The sequence below is a fragment of the Streptomyces sp. NPDC056361 genome (genome assembly GCF_042262805.1).
Taxonomy (GTDB): Bacteria; Actinomycetota; Actinomycetes; order Streptomycetales; family Streptomycetaceae; genus Streptomyces.
Window position 1 is genome coordinate 1 of record NZ_JBHJQI010000153.1, and the last position, 20,575, is coordinate 20,575.

The following is a 20,575-nucleotide window of genomic DNA, read 5'->3' on the forward strand; positions in this document are numbered from 1 at the left end:
GGTACGGGTCCGTGAGGACCCGTACCCCGGCAACGTTAACGCCGACGGCCGACAGCGCCGGTTACTTCGCGGGCTTGCCCGTCTTGCGCTCGACGGCGGCCTTCACCAGGCCCGCGAAGAGCGGGTGCGGGCGGGTCGGGCGGGAGCGGAGCTCCGGGTGCGCCTGGGTGGCGACCAGGTAGGGGTGGACCTCGCGCGGGTACTCGACGTACTCGACGAGCTTGTTGTCCGGGGAGGTGCCGGAGAAGACCAGGCCGGCCTTCTTCTCCAGCTCGGCGCGGTAGGAGTTGTTCACCTCGTAGCGGTGGCGGTGGCGCTCGTCCACGTACGGCTGGTCGTCGTAGACCTCGCGGACGATCGAGCCCTCGGCGAGCTTCGCCGGGTAAAGGCCCAGGCGCATCGTTCCGCCCAGGTCGCCGGCGCCCTCGACGTACGCGAGCTGCTCCTCCATCGTGGAGACGACGGGGTGCGCGGTGGCCGGGTCGAACTCGGTGGAGTTGGCGTCCGGGATGTCCGCGAGGTTCCGCGCGGCCTCGATGACGATGCACTGCAGGCCGAGGCAGATGCCGAGCAGCGGCACCTTGTTCTCGCGGGCGTACTGGATGGCGCCGATCTTGCCGTTCACGCCGCGGTCGCCGAAGCCGCCGGGGATCAGGATGGCGTCGACGTCGCCGAGCTGCTTCTGCGCGCCCGCCGGGGTCTTGCAGTCGTCGGAGGTGACCCACTTGACCTTGACGCGGGCCTTGTTGGCGAAGCCGCCGGCGCGCATGGCCTCGGTGATGGAGAGGTACGCGTCGGGCAGGTCGATGTACTTGCCGACGAGCGCGACGGTGACCTCGTGCTCGGGGTTGTGGACGCGGTCGAGCAGGTCGTCCCAGGTGGACCAGTCCACGTCGCGGAACGGCAGGTCGAGCTTGCGGACGACGTAGGCGTCCAGGCCCTCGGTGTGCAGCACCTTCGGGATGTCGTAGATCGACTTGGCGTCGATGGCGGCGACCACCGCGGCCTCGTCGACGTCGCACATCAGCGAGATCTTGCGCTTGATGGCGGTCGGGACCTCGCGGTCGGCGCGCAGCACGATCGCGTCGGGCTGGATGCCGATGTTGCGCAGGGCGGCGACCGAGTGCTGGGTCGGCTTGGTCTTCAGCTCGCCGGAGGGGCCGATGTAGGGCAGCAGCGAGATGTGCACGACGAAGACGTTGTCGCGGCCGACCTCGTGGCGGACCTGGCGGACGGTCTCCAGGAACGGCAGCGACTCGATGTCGCCGACCGTGCCGCCGACCTCGGTGATGACGACGTCGACGTCGTCGGTCGCCATGCGGCGGATCCGGGACTTGATCTCGTTGGTGATGTGCGGGATGACCTGCACGGTGTCGCCGAGGTACTCGCCGCGCCGCTCCTTGGCGATGACCTGCGAGTAGACCTGGCCGGTGGTGACGTTGGCCGAGCCGTCGAGGTCGACGTCGAGGAAGCGCTCGTAGTGGCCGATGTCCAGGTCGGTCTCGGCGCCGTCGTTGGTGACGAACACCTCGCCGTGCTGGAAGGGGTTCATCGTGCCCGGGTCGACGTTCAGGTACGGGTCGAGCTTCTGCATCGTGACCCGCAGGCCGCGGGCCTTGAGGAGCGCACCCAGGCTGGAGGCGGTCAGGCCCTTGCCGAGGGAGGAGGCGACACCCCCGGTGACGAAGATGTGCTTGGTCGTCGTGGTGTTGGGCGGCATCGCCAAGAGGGGGCTCCCGTGGTCGCGTTCTGGAGGTGCGTACCGGCGTCCCCTCCGGAAGAATCGGGGGGTGCCGTCGCTGCGGTTGCGGGGTCTTCGGCTTTCGCCGTTTCCCACCGGTCCACGGGGTACCAGGGTATCAGCGACATCGGGAGACCGCTTCCGGCCACACGCGGCAGTCGGGTGTTCACGCACGGCGACGCGGAGGGTCGGGCGGCCGACGGCGGGGCCGTGCGGCGACCCGCCCACCAGGGGAAAGAGGCGCCGGGCGGACCGGCCCAGGAGGAGACGGGGGTCGTTCACCTGATCGGAGCAACAGCGTTACCGACGTGATCACCGGGTCACTAGGGTGCGACGTATCCTGCTCGGACATTGCCCGCCGAGCCGGCCGGCCAGTGGCACCACCCCGCCCCTTCATCCGGCCCAGAGCTCGTCGACGACCCCTTGACCGCTGACACACACGGATCCGGCCGAGAACCCGCCGGATCCGAGCAAGCGCCCCGCGGGGCGGACATGGCCGTTCGACTGGAGTGAAGCACGTGGCCGGGCGCATCGAGGATTACGCACTCATCGGAGACATGCAGACCGCAGCCCTGGTCTGCCGGGACGGCAGCGTCGACTGGCTGTGCCTCCCACGCTTCGACTCGCACGCGGTCTTCGCCGGACTGCTCGGCACCGAGGAACACGGGTTCTGGCGGGTGGGTCCGGCGGGTCCGGCGGACGCCGAGCCCGCCCCCGCCGACCGGCGCCGCTACCTCGGCGACTCGCTGATCCTGGAGTCCGAGTGGGACACCCCGCGGGGCACGGTCCGGGTGACCGACTTCATGCCGCCGCGCGACGGCGCGCCGCAGCTGATCCGGATCGTCGAGGGCGTCTCCGGCCGGGTGCGGATGCGCTCGGCGCTGCGGATGCGGTTCAGCTACGGCCGCATCGTGCCCTGGGTCCACAAGGTCGGGGAGCGGACGGTCGCCGTCGCCGGGCCGGACTCGGTGTGGCTGGACACGGACGCCGAGACCCACGGCGAGAACCTGACGACGTACTCGGACTTCACGGTCACCCCCGGCGACCGGATCACCTTCACGCTGTCCTGGCAGCCCTCCCACAAGGAGCCGCCGGCGCTGCCGGACCCGGACGGCTCCCTGGAGGCGACCGCCGAGTTCTGGCGCGAGTGGGTCGAGCACTGCACGTACCACGGCCCCTACCGGGAGGCCGTGGTCCGCTCGCTGATCACCCTGAAGGCGCTGACGTACGCGCCGACCGGCGGGATCGTGGCCGCGCCGACCACCTCGCTGCCGGAGGAGATCGGCGGCGTCCGGAACTGGGACTACCGCTACACCTGGCTCCGCGACGCGGCGATCACCCTCTCCTCGATGCTGCGCACCGGCTACCGCGAGGAGGCCCGCGCGTGGCGGGACTGGCTGCTCAGGGCGGTCGCGGGCGACCCGGAGAACCTGCAGATCATGTACGGCATCGCCGGCGAGCGGGAGCTCGGCGAGGCGGAGCTCGACTGGTTGCCGGGGTACGAGAACTCGGGCCCGGTCCGGGTCGGCAACGGCGCCGCCAACCAGCTCCAGCTGGACGTCTACGGCGAGGTCACCGAGGCCCTCCACCTGGCGCACATGACGGGCCTCTCCCGCAACGACTACGCCTCCCTCCTCCAGATCAAGCTGATCAACTACCTGGAGAAGCACTGGGACCAGCCCGACGAGGGCATCTGGGAGGTCCGCGGCCCGCGCCGGCACTTCGTCCACTCCAAGGTGATGGCCTGGGTGGCGGTCGACCGCACGATCAAGCTCATCGAGTCCGGGGACGCCGACGGCCCGCTGGAGCGCTGGCAGGAGCTGCGCGACGAGATCCACCGGGACGTCTGCGAGAAGGGCTACGACAAGGAGCGGAACACGTTCACGCAGTCGTACGGCTCCAGGGAGCTGGACGCCTCCCTGCTGCTGATCCCGCAGATGGGCTTCCTGCCGCCGGACGACAAGCGGGTGATCGGCACGATCGAGGCGATCCAGCGCGAGCTGTCCACGGAGGACGGCTTCGTCCTGCGCTACCCCACGGCCGGCGAGGAGGCCGGCGTCGACGGTCTGGAGGGCGACGAGGGCGCGTTCCTCGCCTGCTCGTTCTGGCTGGCCGACGACCTGGCGATGATCGGCCGCGTCGACGAGGCCCGCACGCTCTTCGAGAAGCTCCTGGCCCTCCGCAACGACCTCGGGCTGCTCGCCGAGGAGTGGGACCCGCGGCTCCAGCGCCAGGTGGGCAACTTCCCGCAGGCCTTCAGCCACGTGCCGCTGATCGACACCGCGCTGCGGCTGACGGCGAGCGGGGCGTACGGCGGCTAGGCCCTGTCCGGAAAGTCCTGCCCGGCTCTACTTTCCGGGCAGGACCCAGGCCCTGTCGTTCGACGACGGGGCCTGGCGCGTCCCGCGCGGGGGACGGCGCCCGGACCTACGATGAGAGGGTCCTGTCCCCCCGTACGAAAGGGGGGCTCCCATGGCTCCCCACGTCTCCGAAAGCGCCCTGGCCGGACTGGTCGAGGACCTGGCCGGCGAGGTGGTCACCCCCGGCGATCCGGGCTACGACGAGGCGCGTGCCCTGCACAACGGCATGATCGACCGGCGCCCGTCGGTGATCGCCCAGTGCGCCACCCAGGCGGACGTGTCCAATGCGGTCCTGTTCGGGCGCGCGACCGGGCTGCCGATCGCGGTGCGCGGCGGCGGGCACAGCGTCGCCGGGACCTCCGTGATCGACGGCGCGCTGGTCGTCGACCTCCGCCGGATGCACCACGTCGTCGTGGACCCGGAGGGCATGACGGTACGGGTCGAGGGCGGGGCGACGATGGCCCACCTGGACCACGCGTGCCAGCCGTTCCACGTGGCGACCACCGGCGGGCGGGTGTCCACCACCGGTGTGGGCGGCTTCGTCCTGGGCGGCGGCTCGGGCTGGCTGGAGCGGAAGTTCGGGCTCGCCAGCGACAACCTGCTGGCCGCCGACCTGATCACGGCGGAGGGCAAGCACGTCCACGCGGACGCGGACGAGAACCCCGAGCTGTTCTGGGCGCTGCACGGCGGCGGCGGCAACTTCGGGGTGGCGACCTCGCTGACGATGCGGCTGCACCCGCTGCCCCGGATGAGCGTGGCCATGCTGTTCTTCCTGCCGGACAACGCGCCCGAGGTGGTGCGCACCTTCCGCGACCTGGGCGAGCGCGCGCCCGACGAGATGGGCGGCGGCGCCATCTACCTGCCCGCGCCCCCGGAGCCGTTCGTCCCGGAGGACCTGGTCGGCAAGCTGGTCTGCGGGGCGCTGTTCACGTACGCCGGCCCGGTCGCCGAACTCCGTGACTTCGCGGCGCCGTTGTTCGCGCTGAACCCCGTGGTCGAGGTCGTCACGGACATCCCGTACGTGGATCTGCAGTCGATGCTGGACGACCCGCCGGGGCTGCGGAACTACTGGTCGGCCGAGTACCTGCGGGAGTTCCCCGACGAGGCCGTGGACGTGTTCTGCGACCGGGGCGCGCGGATCCCGGCGCAGACGGCCACCCAGCACGTGCTGTTCCTGATGGGCGGGGCCGTGGCCGCCGGGGCCTCCCGGTATCCGCAGCCGTGGCGCACCGCGCCGTGGGCGGTGCACCCGTTCGCGACCTGGGAGGACCCGGCGTACGACGATCAGGCGAGGCAGTGGGTGCACGACGTGCGGGCCGACGCGCGGCCGTGGGCGCTCGAGTCGACGTATCTGAACTTCGTCGGCGCCGAGGGCGAGCAGCGGATCGTCTCCTCCTTCGGGGAGGAGAACTACCGCCGGCTCGCCGCCGTGAAGGCCGCGTTCGACCCCGACAACGTGTTCCGGTACAACCAGAACATCGTGCCGGCCGGCTGATCACCTCAGGGCGGCGATCACCTCCTTGGCGGCCCGCTCGCCCTCGGTGGCGCCGCCCTCCATGAAGCCCTGGAAGTCGTACGAGCAGTGCTCGCCGCCGATGTGGACGTTGCCCTGCGCGGTTCCCTCGTACGTGGCGTACCGGTGGAGGTAGCCGATGGGCCAGTAGGAGTAGGCGCCGAGCGCGTACGGGTTCTTGTGCCAGGCGGAGAGCTGGGCGCGGCCGGTGTACGCCCGGGAGGTGCCGGGGAAGAAGGCGTCGATGCCGGCCAGGTAGCGGGTGACGAGGTTCCGTACGTACGGGTCGGACTCGGTGGAGAACGGGCCCGCCGGGTTCAGGTTCTCGGCCAGGCTGCCGCCGCCGTACTGGAGGAGGATGCCGCCGGTCCCGCCCTGGATCTTGGTGGTGTCCCAGGTCTGCTGGACCTCGGAGTCGGTGAAGCAGTCGCCCGCGGAGACTCCGGGCCAGGGGCCGGTGCCGCGCCAGGGGCGGGTGCCGAACTGCATGTTGAGCTTGGTGCAGTGGCCCATCCTGGCGTCCCGCAGCAGGTTGCGCATGAGCGGGTCGAAGCCGGCCTGGGAGACGTCCAGTTGCTGGAGGATCGGCAGCGGGACGCACAGGATCGTGTGGTCGGCGGTGACGGTCCGGGTGGCGCCTGCCTCGGTGAAGGTCAGCGTCTGGGTGCCGTCGGCGTTGGCGCGTACGGCGGTCAGGGACCAGCCCGTGCGCAGGGTGCCGGGGGCGAGTGCTCCCGCGACGGCGTTCGGGAGGCGGTCGTTGCCGCCGACGATGTGGTACCGCTCGTTGGACAGGCCCCAGATGTTGAAGTTGCCCGGATTGGTCTGGTAGCCCATGAGCAGGACGAGGGCGAGCGACGACTGCGCGGTGGTGTCGGCGCCGTACTCGACGTTGTAGGCGACGTCGATGAACTTCCCGAGCCGTGAGGAGTGCCCGCCGGGGACCCGGCTCTCGATCCACTCGTACAGCGACATGTCGTCGAGGGCGGTGCCGGTGGGGGTGGTCCGGTTCCAGGTGACCTCCCCCGCCTCGGAGAGGTCCCGGCGCAGCGCCTGGTAGACGGCGTTGAAGTCCTCGTCGGCCTGGGCGCGCGGGTAGTAGGCGCCGCCGAACCAGAGGACCTCCTCGGCTCCGTTGGGTCCGCCGCCCAGGAAGTCCTCGGTGGCGAGGTCGAAGCGGCGACAGAGTTCGAGGATCTTCTTGTGGCTGGTGTCGATCAGCTCGCCGCCGATCTCGGAGGTCTGTCCGTACGCCCAGTGGTCCCGCTGGGTCCACATGCGGCCGCCGACCCTGGACGTGTTCGCCTCGTAGAGCACCGGCCTCAGGCCGGCGTCCTGGAGGGTGAGGGCGGCGGTGAGGCCGGAGATCCCGGCGCCGACGACGGCGATCCGGGCGGTGCTGTTCAGCGGCGGGGTCGTGGTGGCGGCCGCGGCGGGAACGGCGGTGGTCGCCGTGCCCGTGCCGACCGCGATCCCGGCGGCGGCCGCGTACTTGAGCAGGGACCGCCGTCCGACGGCGTCGGCTCTCATGCCGCGGAGTTCGCCGACGGGCAGGCCGAGCCTTCGGGCGTCGGCGTGTTCGGCGGCGAGGTGCTTCAGGAGGTGCATCGGGTTGGTGCGTGCCATGGGGCGCTCCTGGAGAAGGGGGGAGGGAACCCGGAAGGGAGGCGGACTCAGCTCCGGGTCGCGGGGGCGGGCGCGGGGGCCTCTTCGGCGGGGCGCTCGGCGGCGTCCTCCAGGACGATCCGGCCGATGATCTCGTACCGCTCGGGCCGCTTGGCCTTGAGGTAGAAGCCGAGGCCGAGACCGCCGAAGAAGACCGCGCCGACGATCCAGGGGATCGCCTTGAAGAAGAGGGAGTCGGCGGCGAGCCCGGCCGCGGTCTCCATGTTCATGATCAGCAGCACGACGACGGCGATCATGCCGACACCGCCGAGCAGCGGGGCCGTGAGGGTCTTGAACCAGTGCCGGTCCTCGGGGTGGTTCCTGCGGAAGTAGCCGATGACGGCGAAGGAGCAGAGGGTCTGGACGATGAGGATCGCCATGGTCCCGAGGATGGCGAGCAGGGTGTACAGGTGGATGTACGGGTCCTGGCCGGTCAGCCAGAAGGCGGCGACGAGGGCCACGGCGATCGCGCTCTGCACGTACGACGCGATGTACGGCGACCCGTGCCGGGCGTGGGTGCGGCCCAGCGCCGGGTGGAGGAAGCCCTCGCGGCCGATGGCGTAGAGGTAGCGCGAGGCGCACTGGTGGAACGCCATCCCGCAGGCGAAGGAGCCGGTGAGCAGCAGCCACTGGAAGGCGTCGACGGCCCAGGCGCCGATGAAGCTCTGGGTGGGCGCGAAGAACAGGTCGAGCGGCGACGAGGAGGCGGACAGCTTCACGGACTCCGCCAGTCCGTTGCCGGCGATCGTCATCCACGACACGTAGATGTAGAAGAGGCCGACGCCGATCACGGAGATCAGGGTGGCGCGCGGGATGACCCGCTTGGGGTCGCGGGACTCCTCCCCGTACATCGCGGTCGACTCGAAGCCGACCCAGGACCAGAAGGCGAAGAAGAGGCCGAGGCCGGCGGAGGTGCCGGTGAAGGCGTTCCTCGGGTCGACCGGCTCGACCGGGATGCCGTCGGGGCCGCCGCCGGCGATCAGGACGGCGGTGGCGACCGCGAAGAGGACCGCTATCTCGGCCACGAGCATCACGCCGAGCGCCTTGGCCGTCAGGTTGATGTCGAAGTACGAGAGGACGGCGGTGACCGCCAGCATGACCGCCGCGTACAGGATCCACGGAAGGTCGACGCCGAGCTGGTCCGCGACGGTCGTCTTGGCGAAGTACGCGAAGACGCCGACGATCGAGGCCTCGAAGACGACGTACGCGAGGACCGCGAGCATGCCGGACGCCATGCCGGCGATCCGGCCGAGGCCGTGCGAGATGTAGCCGTAGAAGGCGCCGGCGGCCGTGATCCGCTTGGCCATGGCGACGTAGCCGACCGAGAAGACGGTCAGGACCAGCGTCGCGAAGAGATAGCCGGCGGGTGCTCCGGTGCCGTTGCCGAAACCGACGGCGATGGGAAGGTTTCCGGTCATCGCGGTGATCGGGGCCGCCGTGGCCACGGCCATGAAGACGACGCCGACGAGACCGACCGAGTTCGCCTTCAGCCGGTGGACCTCTGGGGTGGGGTTCTCTGCCATGGCGCGAGAGCATCCTCGCGTGTGACACAGGCCACAATCGACATGCGGTCGCACAATTCCCGCCACGACACGACGAGTTGTCGCCCCGTTGTACGAACTGTCCGGTCCCGTGACCGTGGGGTGATGTCGCCGAAACACGGACGCGGGTAGCGTCCGGGCCCATGGACAATCAGGGCGGGATCACCGTGCAGCGGGCACTCGAACTTCCGGGCCTCCGCGGCGGGCTCCCGGAGGTCGTCGCCGGCGCCGACCGGCTGCACCGCACCGTGCGCTGGGTGCACGCCGGCGAGGTGCCGAACATCGCCTCACTGCTCAAGGGCGGCGAGCTCCTGCTCACGACGGGACTCGGCCTCGGCACCCGCCCGGCCGAACAGCGCGCCTTCGTCCGCCGCCTCGCCGACCGCGGCATCGCGGCGCTCGTCGTGGAACTGGGCCCGCGCTTCGCCCGCCTCCCCGCGACGATAGTGGAGACCGCCCGGACGGCCGGCCTGCCCCTCGTCCAGCTCCACCGCGAGGTCCCCTTCGTCGCCGTCACGGAGGAGATCCACACCGAGATCGTCAACGGCCACTACGCGCTCCTGCGCCAGGCCGAAGAGGTCCACCGGCAGTGCACCGAGGCCCTCCTCGGCGGCGGCGGCGTCCCCCAGGTCCTCCGCATCCTCTCCGACTTCGCCGCCAACCCCGTCTTCCTGGAGACCGCCGACGGCCAGCTCCTGTACGCGGCGGGCGCCGACTCCGCACCCGCCGACCCGCTCCAGGTCTGGGACGGGCTGCGCGGCCAGCGGGCCGCCCGCGAATCCGGCCCGCCCACCGGCACCGTCCTCGTCGACGTGCCCGGCGGCGGCCCCGGTACGTCGTCGGTACGGGCCCGCCTCGTCCTCCTGGCGGTCTCCGGCGCCCTCTCCCCCGTCCACCGGATGGCCGCCGAGCGGGCCGCCGGGCTCCTCGCCGTCGTCCTCATGCAGGCCCGCCAGGAGGAGGAGCTGGCCGCCCGCGGCCGCGGCGACTTCCTGACGGACCTCGCGGAGGGCCGCATCACGGCCGAGGCCGCCCCCGCCCAGGCCCGCGTCCTCGGCTTCAAACCGGGCGACGGCCCGCTCCTGCCGGTCGTCATGCGCCTGGCCTCGGAACTCTCCCCCTCCGGCAACTGGGCCCTGCTGGCCCGGGCCGTCCTCGAAGAGCTGTCCTCGGTCGGCGTCCCCGTCCTCCTCGGCGTCCGCCCGGTGGAGGGCCGGGTCCCGCTGCTCCTCGGCCTGCGCTCCGAATCCGAGCGCACGGCGGTCGCCGACCGGGTGGCCGCGGCCCTGCGCGCCGGCGTGGAACGGGCCGGCCTCGAACGCGCCGGCGTGCACCCGCCGATCGTCGTCGTCGGCGTCGCCGGCGGCTGGGCGGCGGCCTCGGCGGGCCTACGGCACGCGGCCGAGACCGCGACGGCCGCCCAGGGCCTCTCCGACCTCCCCTGGTACGACGCCCGGCGCCTCGACATCGACCTGCTCCTCTGGCGCCTCCACTACCACGGCGACACCGTCCTCCCCGCCTTCGTCGACCGCGCCATCGGCCCCCTCCGCGACCACGACCGCACCTCCCGCCCCCCGCTCCTCCCCACCCTCGAGACCTACCTCGCCCACGCGGGCCGCAAGGCCGAGACCGCCCGCGAGCTCCACCTCAACCGCCAGACCCTCTACAACCGCCTCGCCCGCATCTCCGAACTCCTCGGCACCGACCTCGACGACCCCCAAACCGTCCTAGCCCTCTCCCTAGCCCTCCGAGCCCGCCGCCACACCCCATAAGCCCCCCTCGCGGACCCTCACTCGCCGGGCCAGGCCCCCGTCGTGAACACAACGAACGACACGCCCCGCCCACCCCCATCACGGCCACAACGGACGGCACACCCCCGCCCAGCCCGGCCGGACCCGGCCCACCCCCGTGCGGCACAACGGACGGCCCGCCCCGGCCCGCCCCGTTGCGACACAACGGACGGCGCCCACCCGCCCAGCCCGACCGGGCCCGGCCCACCCCGTTGTGGGCAATCGTTCCGCTGGGGCGGGCCCACCCTCGCGCCCGCGCCTCGCGCGTTGTGGGCAATCGTTCCGCTGGGGCGGAACGGGTGGGCACAACGGACGGCGCCCCCTGCCGGGCCTAGGCATCCGCGCCTGGACCCGCACCGGGTGCGCGTCGCCGTATGGGTGCGGGTCAAGGCACAGGGGGCGGACGCGCCGCCGAGGGCGCCGTCCCGTGTGCCCACCCGTCCCGCCCTGGGGGTCCCCCCGGACGAAGTCTGGGGGAGGGACGATTGCCCACACGGGGCGGGGGGCGACGGGCGGCGGTGGGCGCGGCCCGCACAAGGCGCGGGCTCACACAGCAAACGGGCGCGAAGACATCGCGAGCCCAATGGCGGTGGGCGACGACGGCGGGCACAGCCCGCACGAGGCACGGGCACGGGCACAGGCGCGGCCGCACGCGACACAGGGCCAGAGGCAAAGCCACCGCAAGACGTCCGGGCCCCAGGCCCCAAGCCCAGGGCGCAACACGCAACGCTCAACGCCCAATCGACGCCAGGCCCCGCAGGGAACCGCCCCCTACCGCCCCGCCAACTCGTCGTACACGCTCAGGACATGCGCCACCGTCTCGTCCTCCGTGGGCCACGTCCCCGCCTGCACCCTCCCCGCCGCCCCGAGATCCATCCGCCGCTCGACGTCCTCCAGCAGCCCCCGCACCGCCCCGGCGAGCCCGCCCGCGTCGCCGTACGGCACGAGCTCCGCCGCGTCGCCGACGAGTTCGGGCACGCCTCCGACGGCCGTGGCGACGAGCGGCACGCCGAGCCGGAGGGCTTCCTGGGCGAGCAGGGAGCGGGCTTCCCAGCGGGAGGGGAGGACGGCGACGTCCGCCGCGGCGAGCAGCTCGGCGACGTCCTCGCGGCGTCCGATGAGCCGCACCGGGAGGCCCTCGTCGGTGATCCGCCGCTGGAGGAAGCCTCGTTCGCGTCCTTCTCCGGCGATGACGAGCAGCGGCTGCGGGTCGAGGTCACGCCATTCGCGTGCCGCGTCGAGCAGTGTCCGGTAGCCGCGGCCTCGTTCGAGCGCGCCGACTGCCATGATCAACGGCCGGTCGACGGCGCCGAGTTCGGCGCGGGCCTTGCCGTCGTGGAGGCAGACGGGCCCGCGTGCGGCGGGCACGGTGACGGGCGCGAGCCGGGCGTCCCTGGCCCCGCGCCGCCGGGCCCGGTCGACGAGTTCGGACGAGGTGCCGAGGACGACGGTGGCGGCGCGGACGGTCCTGCGTTCCAGGAGCCGCTGGAGCCCGCCTTGTGCGCCGTCGAGGTGGCTTCGACTGTGCCAGGTGGTCACGAGGGGGGCCCGGCCGTCGCCGGTGAGCGCGAGTGCGGCCCGCAGGGACGCCTGCAGCCCGTGGGCGTGGACGACGTCGGCGCCGATGGCGGCGTTGCGGAGCGCGCTGACGCCCGCGGGGTCGCCGAGCCGGGGCAGCGGCACGAAGTGCGCGCCGGCGCCGAGGTAGTCGTAGGCGCGGTCGAGTTCGGCCGGGGCGCACACGGTCACTCGCACGCCCCTCGCCACCAGCCCCGAGGCAAGTGATCGGACGTGAGCGCTGCTGCCCGCGCTGCCGCCGCCCAGCACTTGAACCGTACGGAGCTGTGTCACGCGCCCAAGGATGCCAGTACCCGCCCCTGACCGTACGCACGTTCCGGCACCGAAGTGGCGTCGTTCCCTTGTGCGGAACGCGTCCGGCGTACGCACCCATCCGGCGGGTTCACCCACACGGGTGAGCGCACGCCGACCCACGCACGCCGGACCAACCCGCGTCGCGGCCCACGCACACCGGACCAACCCACGTCGCGGCCCACGCACGCCGCACCAACCCGCGTCGCCGGACCAACGCACACCGCACCAACCCGCGCCGGATCAGCCCGCGCGGGTCACGCGTCCGCCCTGGCGGCCGCCAGGAGTTCCTCGGCGTGCGCCCTGGCCGTCTCGGAGTCCTCCTGGCCGGCGAGCATCCGGGACAGCTCGCGCACCCGCTCCTCGCCTTCGAGGACGGTGACGCCGGACCGGGTGACGGAGCCGTCGTTGGTCTTCTCGACGAGCAACTGCCGGTCGGCGAAGGCCGCGACCTGGGGGAGGTGGGTGACGACCACGACCTGCGCGGTCCTGGCCAGCTTGGCGAGCCGGCGGCCGATCTCGACGGCCGCCTTGCCGCCGACGCCCGCGTCGACCTCGTCGAAGAGGTACGTGGGCACCGGGTCGACCCCGGCGAAGACGACCTCGACGGCGAGCATCACGCGGGACAGCTCGCCACCGGACGCGCCCTTGGCGATCGGGCGCGGCGGAGCGCCGGGGTGCGGAGCGAGCAGCAGCTCGACCTCGTCGGCGCCGGACGGGCCGTAGGCGACGCGGCGGCCGCCGACCTCGACGCCCTCGGGGTCCTCGGTCTGGCTGAGGGCGAACGACACGCGCGCGTGCGGCATGGCGAGCGAGGCGAGTTCGGCGGTGACGGCGGCGGCGAACCGGTCGGCGGCCTCCGTGCGGGCGTCGGTGAGCCGCTGGGCGAGGACGGACAGGTCGTCCCGCAGCAGGTCCCGCTCGGCGGTCAGCTCCTCGATGCGGTCGTCGTCGCCGTCGAGCTCTCCGAGCCTGCCCGCGCTCTCCTCCGCCCAGGCCAGCACGGCGGTCGTGCCCTCGCCGTCCCTGCCGTACTTCCGGATGAGCTGCGTGAGGGCCGCGCGCCGCTCTTCGACGGCGGCGAGCCGCAGCGGGTCGGCGTCCAGGTCGTCGGCGTATCCGGCGAGTTCGGTGGCCACGTCGCCGAGGAGGATGGAGATCTCCCCCATCCGGTCGGCGAGCGCGGCGAGCGCCGGGTCGTGCGACCGTACGGTTTCCAGGGCCCGGCCCGCGCCCGCGACCAGGGTGGTCGCGTCGACGGACTCGGGGTCCTCGGGGTTGCCGGCCAGCGCGCCGTGCGCGAGGGCCGCGGCGGAGGCCAGGGCCTCGGCGTGCCCGAGCCGCTCGGCCTCGGCGGCGAGTTCGACGTCCTCTCCGGGCAGCGGGGCGACGGCCTCGATCTCGCCGAGCCCGAAGCGCAGCAGATCGGCCTCCTGGGCGCGTTCCCTGGCCCGGGTGGTGATCTCCTCCAGCTCGCCGGTGACGGCCCTCAGCCGCTTGTACGCGTCCCCGTAGGCGCCGAGCGGCACGGAGACGGCCTCGCCCGCGTACCGGTCGAGCGCACCGCGCTGCCGGGCCGGCTTGAGCAGGCCCTGCTGGTCGGTCTGACCGTGGACGGCGACGAGTTCGTCGGCGAGTTCGGCGAGCAGCCCGACGGGCACGGAGCGCCCGCCGAGGTGGGCGCGTGAGCGTCCCTCGGCCGAGACGGTACGGCTGACGAGCAGCACGCCCTCGTCGAACTCGGCCCCGGCCTCTTCGGCGCGTACGGCGGCGGGCGCGCCCGCGGGCACGCTGATCCGTCCCTCGACGACGGCCGACGCCGCGCCGATCCGCACCAGGGCCGGGTCCGCCCGGCCGCCGAGCAGCAGCCCGAGGCTGGTCACGACCATGGTCTTGCCCGCACCGGTCTCACCGGTCACCGCGGTGAAGCCGGGCGACAGCTCGACCACCGCGTCGTCGATGACCCCGAGCGACCGTATCCGCATCTCCTCCAGCACGCCCCAGACCATACGAGGTTTCCCGGGTCCGATGCGACATCGCCCCCGCGCGTAACCCTCCGGCGCGCCGATCGTTCGTGGCCCGGGGGGGCCGGCGCGTCAGTGCGGGGCGCCCCGCCACCCCGACACCGGCAGGGCGAACTTGGCGACCAGGCGGTCCGTGAAGGAGGCGTGGTGCAGCCGGGCCAGCCGGACGGGCACGGCGCCCCGCCGCACCTCGACGCGGGCGCCCGCGGGAAGTTCCACGGTCCGCCGCCCGTCGCACCACAGCACCCCGTGGGGGGTGTGCGGCTCGACCTCGACCGCGAGCACCGACTGCGGGGTGGTGATCAGCGGCTTGGCGAAGAGCGCGTGGGCCCCGATCGGGACCATGAGCAGTGCCTCGACCTCGGGCCAGACGACGGGTCCGCCCGCCGAGAAGGCGTACGCGGTGGATCCCGTGGGTGTCGCGCAGATCACCCCGTCGCAGCCGAAGCCGGTCACCGGGCGGCCGTCGATCGCGAGGACGACCTCCAGCATCCGCTCCGGGGACACCTTCTGCACGGCCGCTTCGTTGAGCGCCCAGTCGCGGTGCAGGACGTCGCCGTTCTCGTACACGACGACGTCGAGGGTCATCCGCTCCTCGACCTCGTACGCCTTGGTCACGACACGGTCGACGACCTTGTCGAGGTCGTCGCGCTCGGCCTCCGCGAGGAAGCCGACGCGCCCCAGGTTGACGCCGAGCATCGGCACCCCGGAGGCGCGGGAGAACTCGGCGCCGCGCAGCAGCGTGCCGTCCCCGCCGAGGACGACGAGGAGTTCACAGCCGTCGAGGGCGTCGGAGCAGGCCTCCGGCACCCTCTCGACGGAGGGCGGCAGGGGCAGGTCCGAGGCCTCGGCCTCCAGGACCCGGACGCCGATGCCGCAGCGCAGCAGGCCCAGGACGACCAGTTCGGCGCTGCGCACGGCGGCCGGGCGGCCGGTGTGCGCGAGCAGGAAGACGGTACGGGTTGTTGCCTCTGGTGGTGCTGCCGTTGAGCTCAACGAGGTCCTTCCGCCACGGCGCGGTCGACATCCGCCGGATCCAGCGCGGGCGCGCCCGCCCGCAGCCACAGAAAGTACTCGACGTTGCCGGAGGGGCCGGGCAGCGGGCTTGCCGTGACGCCGAGGACGCCGAGTCCGAGTTCGGCGGCCCGCCGGGCCACGTTCTTCACCGCGTCGGCGCGGAGTTCGGTGCTCCGGACGACTCCGCCCGTGCCGAGCCGCTCCTTGCCCACCTCGAACTGCGGTTTCACCATGAGGACGAGGTCGGCGTCGGGGGCCGTGCACGCCGCCAGGGCGGGCAGGACGAGGCCGAGCGGGATGAACGACAGGTCGCCGACGACGAGGTCGACCGGGACGCCGTCGATCGCGTCGAGTGTCAACTCGCGTACGTTCGTGCGGTCCTTCACGGTGACGCGCTCGTCGCTCTGCAGCGACCAGGCGAGCTGTCCGTAGCCGACGTCGACGGCAACGACGTGGGCGGCGCCCGCGCGCAGCAGGACGTCGGTGAAGCCGCCGGTGGAGGCTCCCGCGTCCAGCGCCCGCCGGCCCTCGATCCGCAGCCCCTGCGGCACGAAGGCCGCGAAGGCGCCGGCGAGCTTGTGGCCGCCGCGCGAGACGTAGTCGGGATCGGAGTCGTCCTGGACGACGACGATGGCCGCGGCGGTCTCCACCTGGGTGGCGGGCTTGGTGGCGACGGTCTTGCCGACGGTCACCCGGCCCGCGGCGATCAGCTGGCTGGCGTGCTCGCGCGAGCGCGCGAGCTTGCGCCGGACCAGCTCGGCGTCGAGACGGCGGCGTGCCACTCCTGCCACGTTCGGTTCAGCTCCTGTTGTCGTACGGACGGGGGGCGGGGTGCGCGTCGAGCGAGGTCAGCTCGTCGCGCAGTCCACGGTGTACATCCTCGTACACCTCCAGGTGTCCGTCCGCCGGGAGGTGGTCCGCGTCGGCGAGACGCGCCAGGTGCGCGTCGACGGGGGCGTGCCCGGTGAGCGCCCGGTCCACGCCGAGCGGCGCGGGCGCGGCGGGCGCGTACGGCTCCTCGGCGGCCCGGTCGGCGGGGTCCGGCATCTCGTCGCTCATGCCCCGACGCTATCGCGAAGCCCTGGGGTACCGTCGACGGCGATGGCGACGATCACGGAGTGCCGCAGCGCACTGGACAGACTTTCGGACAACCTCGCGCGGGCGGACGGCGGCGTGCGGGGTGCGGCCGCGCTCGACCGCACCCTGAGCTGCCACATCACGGACCTCGACACGACCTTCACGGGCCGTCTCGCGGACGGCCGGATCGAGGTCCAGGACACGGTCCCCGGCCCGCCGCCGGTCAAGGCGCAGATCCGGCTCGCGATGTCCGGCGATGACCTGGTGGCGATGGTGGGCGGCGAACTGAACTTCGCGAAGGCCTGGGCCTCCGGCCGGGTCAGGCTCGAAGCGGGCTTCCGCGACCTGATCAAGCTCCGCTCGCTCCTGTAGCTCCGATCCGACTCCGCCAGGCCTGACCCGACTCCGCTCGCTCCCGTAGGTCCGATCCGGCTCCGCCGGGCCCGACCCGGCTCCGCTCACTTCTGCAGCGCGGGCTCCTGCGCGTCGGGCTCCTGTGCCTGCGGGACCACGGTCCGCCGTGCGCGCGCCGTGCGCCCGGCCGGCACGACCAGCGGCGTCCCCGTCTCGGGGTCGTCGATGACCTGGCAGCGCAGCCCGAAGACCCTCTCGACCAGCTCGGCGGTGACGATCTCGGACGGCGGGCCCTCGGCGACGATCTCGCCGCCGCGGACGGCGATGAGGTGGGTCGCGTACCGGGCCGCGTGGTTGAGGTCGTGCAGGACGGCGACGAGCGTCCGGCCCTGCGTCTCGTGCAGTTCGGCGCAGAGGTCGAGGACGTCGATCTGGTGCTGGATGTCGAGGTACGTCGTCGGCTCGTCGAGCAGCAGCAGCGGGGTCTGCTGGGCGAGCGCCATGGCGATCCAGACGCGCTGGCGCTGCCCGCCGGACAGCTCGTCGACGTACCGCTCGGCGAGCTCGGCGACCCCGGTCGCCTCCATCGACTCCCGGGTGATCCGCTCGTCCTCCGGGGACCACTGGCGCAGCAGCCCCTGGTGCGGGTAGCGGCCGCGGGCCACCAGGTCGGCGACGGTGATGCCGTCGGGGGCCACGGACGACTGCGGCAGCAGGCCCAGCGTCTTGGCCACCTTCTTGGCGGGCATCGTCTGGATGGACTGCCCGTCGAGCAGGACCCGCCCCGTGCTGGGCTTCAGCATCCGGGAAAGGGCGCGCAGCAGGGTGGACTTGCCGCAGGCGTTCGGCCCGACGATGACGGTGAAGGAGTTGTCGGGGATCTCGACGGACAGGTCGCGGGCGATGACCCGCTGCTCGTACGCGAGGGTCACCGATTCCGCGCTCAGCCGCTGCCCCTGCCGACCGTCCATGCCCGTGCTCCCGATGTCCGCCAACCCAGAAAGAGTTAGGTTAGCCTACCCAACTTTCCAGGCCATCGGCCGCACCCGGTCAGCCCGCCCGGCAACCCACCGGGGAAGCCGACTCAGACTCAGACTCGGGCAGCCTGCTCGGGGCGCCTCACACCCCCAGCCGCGCCAGCACCTTCCCCGCGTCCGGCACACCCGCCCCCGGCACGTCCGCCGCCGACCACGCGGCCCCGCACAGCGCCCGTACCGCGTCCATCACGTCCGCCCCCTCGGCGGCCCCGGCCTCAGCGCCCTCCAGGACCAGCTCACCGCCGCTCACCGCCGCGCGCCACCCCCCGCACAGGAACCCGCCGTCCGCGTCCTCGACCACCTCGGGCTGCCCCACCAGGAGCCCCCGGAGGTCGGCCGCCACATAGGTCGGCCGGTGCTCCGGCACCGCGGCCAGCAGCTGCGCCACGTCCGTCACCCCGGTCAGCACGAGCAGCGAGTCCACACCGCCGTTGAACGCCCCCTCGATGTCCGTGTCCAGCCGGTCCCCGACCACCAGCGGCCGCTTCGCCCCCGTCCGCAGCACCGTCTCCCGGTGCATCGGCGGCAGCGGCTTCCCCGCGACCTTCGGCTCCGCGCGCCCGCCCGTCGCGATCCGCACGACCTCCACCGCGGCCCCGTTCCCGGGACCGATGCCCCGCGCACCGGGAATCGTCAGGTCCGTGTTGGACGCGTACCACGGCACCCCGCGCCCCACCGCGTACGCCGCCTCCGCGAACCGCGCCCACGGCATCCCCGGCCCGCCGTACCCCTGCACGACCGCCACCGGCTCGTCGTCCGCGGACTCCACCGGCACCAGACCCCGCTCGCGCAGCGCCACCCGTAGCCCCTCCCCGCCGATGACGAGCACCCTGGACCCCGGCGGCACGTCGTCCGCGATCAGCCGGGCCACCGCCTGCGCGGAGGTCACCACGTCCCCGGCCTCCGCCGGCACCCCCAGCTCGGTGAGGTGCTCGGCGACCTCGTCCGGCGTCCGCAGCGCGTTGTTCGTGACGTACGCCAGATGCATGCCACCGCCCCGCGCCACGCCGAGCGCCTCCACGGCGTGCGGCACGGCCTCACCGCCCGCGTACACGACACCGTCCAGGTCCAGGAGCGCCGTGTCGTACGCCTCGCTCAACGGCACCGCACTGCCGCCCGGACGACTCCCGCCGACGTCCCGCTGTCCCTGGCCGATCCGTACCGTCACCGCTCACTCCTCGCATCACCGGGTGAAATTCCCCCGCTCCCCCGATCATCGCTCATGGCCACCGCCCACATACGATGACGAGATGAACACCTCAGGTCACGCGGCCGCCGACGTCCGCGACGACACCGCAGGGCTGCACCTGGCCCCGTTCCGCGGACTCCGTTACGTCCCCGAACGGGTCGGCAGCCTCGCCGCCGTGACGTCCCCTCCCTACGACGTCGTCGTACGACCTGACGGGCTCCTCCATCTGGAGTCGGCCGACCCCCACAACATCGTCCGGCTGATCCTCCCGCAGGCCATCACCGCCGGCACCCGCCACCGCAAGGCCGCCGTCACCCTCGACCGCTGGCTCGCCGACGGCATCCTCGCCCCGGACCCGGAACCCGCGCTCTACGTGTATGAGCAGCACGGCGACGGCATCCTCCAGCGCGGCATCATCGGCGCCCTCGAACTCTCCACCCCGGACGCGGGCGTCGTCCTCCCCCACGAGGACGTCATGCCGCACGTCGTCGAGGACCGCGCCGCCCTCATGCGGACCACCGCCGCCAACCTGGAGCCGCTGCTCCTCACCTACGTCGGCGAGGAGGGCGGCGGCGCCGACGAGGTCATCGCCCGCACGGTCCTGCGCGAACCCCTGCTCTCCACGACCACCGAGGACGGCTTCCACCACCGCCTGTGGTCCGTCACCGACCCCGCCGAGCTGGCCCGGGTCTCCGGCGACCTGGCACACCACCAGGCCCTCATCGCCGACGGCCACCACCGCTGGGCGACCTACCTGCGCCTGCGCGAGGAGCACACCGCTCCCGGCCCCTGGAACTACGGCCTGGTCCTCCTCATCGACACCGCCCGCTACCCGCTCCGGGTCCGCGCCATCCACCGCCTCCTCAACCGCCTCCCGGTCGCCGACGCCCTCACGGCCCTCGGCGACTCCTTCCGGGTCCGCCGCATCGAGCACTCCCTGCCGGTCGCCCTGGAGGCCCTGGAGGCCGCCACGGCCGACGGGAACGCCTTCCTCCTCGCGGGCGACGGCGCCTTCCACCTCGTCGACCGCCCCGACCCCGCGCTCCTCGAACGCACCGTCCGCACCGACCGCCCCCCGGCCTGGCGCACCCTCGACGCGACCGTCCTCCACTCCACCCTCCTGGAGAACGTCTGGCACATCCCGGACACCCCCGAGGACATCGCCTACATCCACGACACCGAGGCCGCCGTCGCCCAGGCCGAACGCCGCGGCGGCACGGCCGTCCTCATGCACCCGGTACGCGAGGACGTCGTCCGCGACCTCGCCCGCCAGGGCGTCACCATGCCCCGCAAATCGACCTCCTTCGGCCCCAAGCCCGCCACCGGCCTGGTCCTGCGAAGCCTCGCCCTGGACTGACCCCGGCCCCGGAAACGCAGAAGGGCGGCACCCCCTCGGGG

15 protein-coding genes are annotated in these 20,575 nt (G+C 73.0%); 5 read left to right on the forward strand and 10 right to left on the reverse strand.

What is annotated here, in order from left to right; translation table 11 throughout:
• Positions 1 to 61 precede the first annotated feature (61 nt).
• On the reverse strand, positions 62 to 1,720 hold the full coding sequence (locus ACFCY7_RS33800) for a CTP synthase (protein ID WP_026058638.1): 1,659 nt from the start codon (positions 1,718 to 1,720) through the stop codon (positions 62 to 64).
• Positions 1,721 to 2,259: 539 nt separating this feature from the next.
• Between ACFCY7_RS33800 and ACFCY7_RS33805 the strand changes: the two genes are divergently transcribed.
• Together ACFCY7_RS33805 and ACFCY7_RS33810 are read left to right on the forward strand one after the other, a co-directional pair.
• Positions 2,260 to 4,062, forward strand: coding sequence for a glycoside hydrolase family 15 protein (locus ACFCY7_RS33805; protein WP_376489893.1), 1,803 nt, complete (start codon positions 2,260 to 2,262; stop codon positions 4,060 to 4,062).
• Positions 4,063 to 4,213: 151 nt separating this feature from the next.
• Complete coding sequence (locus tag ACFCY7_RS33810) at positions 4,214 to 5,596, forward strand: FAD-binding oxidoreductase (RefSeq protein WP_376489894.1); 1,383 nt, start codon at positions 4,214 to 4,216, stop codon at positions 5,594 to 5,596.
• On the opposite strand, the gene ACFCY7_RS33815 is transcribed toward ACFCY7_RS33810, so the two are convergent.
• Both ACFCY7_RS33815 and ACFCY7_RS33820 read right to left on the reverse strand, forming a co-directional pair.
• Entirely contained in the window at positions 5,597 to 7,240 is a 1,644-nt protein-coding gene (locus ACFCY7_RS33815) for a flavin monoamine oxidase family protein (RefSeq protein WP_376489895.1), read from the reverse strand.
• Between the two features lie 47 nt (positions 7,241 to 7,287).
• Positions 7,288 to 8,802 (reverse strand): APC family permease, encoded by a 1,515-nt coding sequence (locus tag ACFCY7_RS33820; protein ID WP_376489896.1) that lies wholly within the window; start codon positions 8,800 to 8,802, stop codon positions 7,288 to 7,290.
• A 161-nt stretch (positions 8,803 to 8,963) separates the two neighbouring features.
• On the opposite strand from ACFCY7_RS33820, the gene ACFCY7_RS33825 reads away from it, so the two are divergent.
• Positions 8,964 to 10,592, forward strand: coding sequence for a PucR family transcriptional regulator (locus ACFCY7_RS33825; RefSeq protein WP_376489897.1), 1,629 nt, complete (start codon positions 8,964 to 8,966; stop codon positions 10,590 to 10,592).
• A gap of 789 nt (positions 10,593 to 11,381) precedes the next feature.
• Here the strand turns inward: ACFCY7_RS33825 and ACFCY7_RS33830 are convergent.
• The 5 genes from ACFCY7_RS33830 to ACFCY7_RS33850 all read right to left on the reverse strand — a co-directional run bounded on the left by ACFCY7_RS33830 (position 11,382) and on the right by ACFCY7_RS33850 (position 16,579).
• The gene (locus ACFCY7_RS33830) at positions 11,382 to 12,461 is read right to left on the reverse strand and encodes a glycosyltransferase family 4 protein (protein WP_376489898.1); all 1,080 of its coding nucleotides are present in this window, start codon (positions 12,459 to 12,461) and stop codon (positions 11,382 to 11,384) included.
• Positions 12,462 to 12,736: 275 nt separating this feature from the next.
• Positions 12,737 to 14,488 carry a DNA repair protein RecN gene (gene recN / locus ACFCY7_RS33835; RefSeq protein ID WP_376489899.1) on the reverse strand — a complete coding sequence of 584 codons (1,752 nt, stop codon included), beginning with the start codon at positions 14,486 to 14,488 and terminating at the stop codon, positions 12,737 to 12,739.
• A gap of 87 nt (positions 14,489 to 14,575) precedes the next feature.
• Entirely contained in the window at positions 14,576 to 15,499 is a 924-nt protein-coding gene (locus ACFCY7_RS33840; protein ID WP_376489900.1) for an NAD kinase, read from the reverse strand.
• A complete protein-coding gene (locus tag ACFCY7_RS33845) occupies positions 15,496 to 16,311 on the reverse strand; it encodes a TlyA family RNA methyltransferase (RefSeq protein ID WP_017241530.1) in 816 nt (271 codons plus the stop codon). The genes ACFCY7_RS33840 and ACFCY7_RS33845 overlap by 4 nt, the downstream gene beginning before the upstream one ends.
• A 7-nt stretch (positions 16,312 to 16,318) precedes the next feature.
• Positions 16,319 to 16,579 (reverse strand): hypothetical protein, encoded by a 261-nt coding sequence (locus ACFCY7_RS33850; RefSeq protein ID WP_376489901.1) that lies wholly within the window; start codon positions 16,577 to 16,579, stop codon positions 16,319 to 16,321.
• A 42-nt stretch (positions 16,580 to 16,621) separates the two neighbouring features.
• Between ACFCY7_RS33850 and ACFCY7_RS33855 the strand changes: the two genes are divergently transcribed.
• A complete protein-coding gene (locus tag ACFCY7_RS33855; RefSeq protein ID WP_376489902.1) occupies positions 16,622 to 16,969 on the forward strand; it encodes an SCP2 sterol-binding domain-containing protein in 348 nt (115 codons plus the stop codon).
• A gap of 86 nt (positions 16,970 to 17,055) precedes the next feature.
• Here the strand turns inward: ACFCY7_RS33855 and ACFCY7_RS33860 are convergent, their stop codons facing one another.
• On the reverse strand, positions 17,056 to 17,922 hold the full coding sequence (locus ACFCY7_RS33860) for an ABC transporter ATP-binding protein (protein WP_376489903.1): 867 nt from the start codon (positions 17,920 to 17,922) through the stop codon (positions 17,056 to 17,058).
• 148 nt (positions 17,923 to 18,070) lie between these two features.
• Positions 18,071 to 19,156: an HAD hydrolase-like protein gene (locus ACFCY7_RS33865; RefSeq protein ID WP_376489904.1), complete on the reverse strand. Its 1,086-nt coding sequence runs from the start codon at positions 19,154 to 19,156 to the stop codon at positions 18,071 to 18,073.
• Between the two features lie 82 nt (positions 19,157 to 19,238).
• Between ACFCY7_RS33865 and ACFCY7_RS33870 the strand changes: the two genes are divergently transcribed.
• Positions 19,239 to 20,534 carry a DUF1015 domain-containing protein gene (locus ACFCY7_RS33870; RefSeq protein ID WP_376489905.1) on the forward strand — a complete coding sequence of 432 codons (1,296 nt, stop codon included), beginning with the start codon at positions 19,239 to 19,241 and terminating at the stop codon, positions 20,532 to 20,534.
• The last annotated feature ends 41 nt before the right edge of the window (positions 20,535 to 20,575 follow it).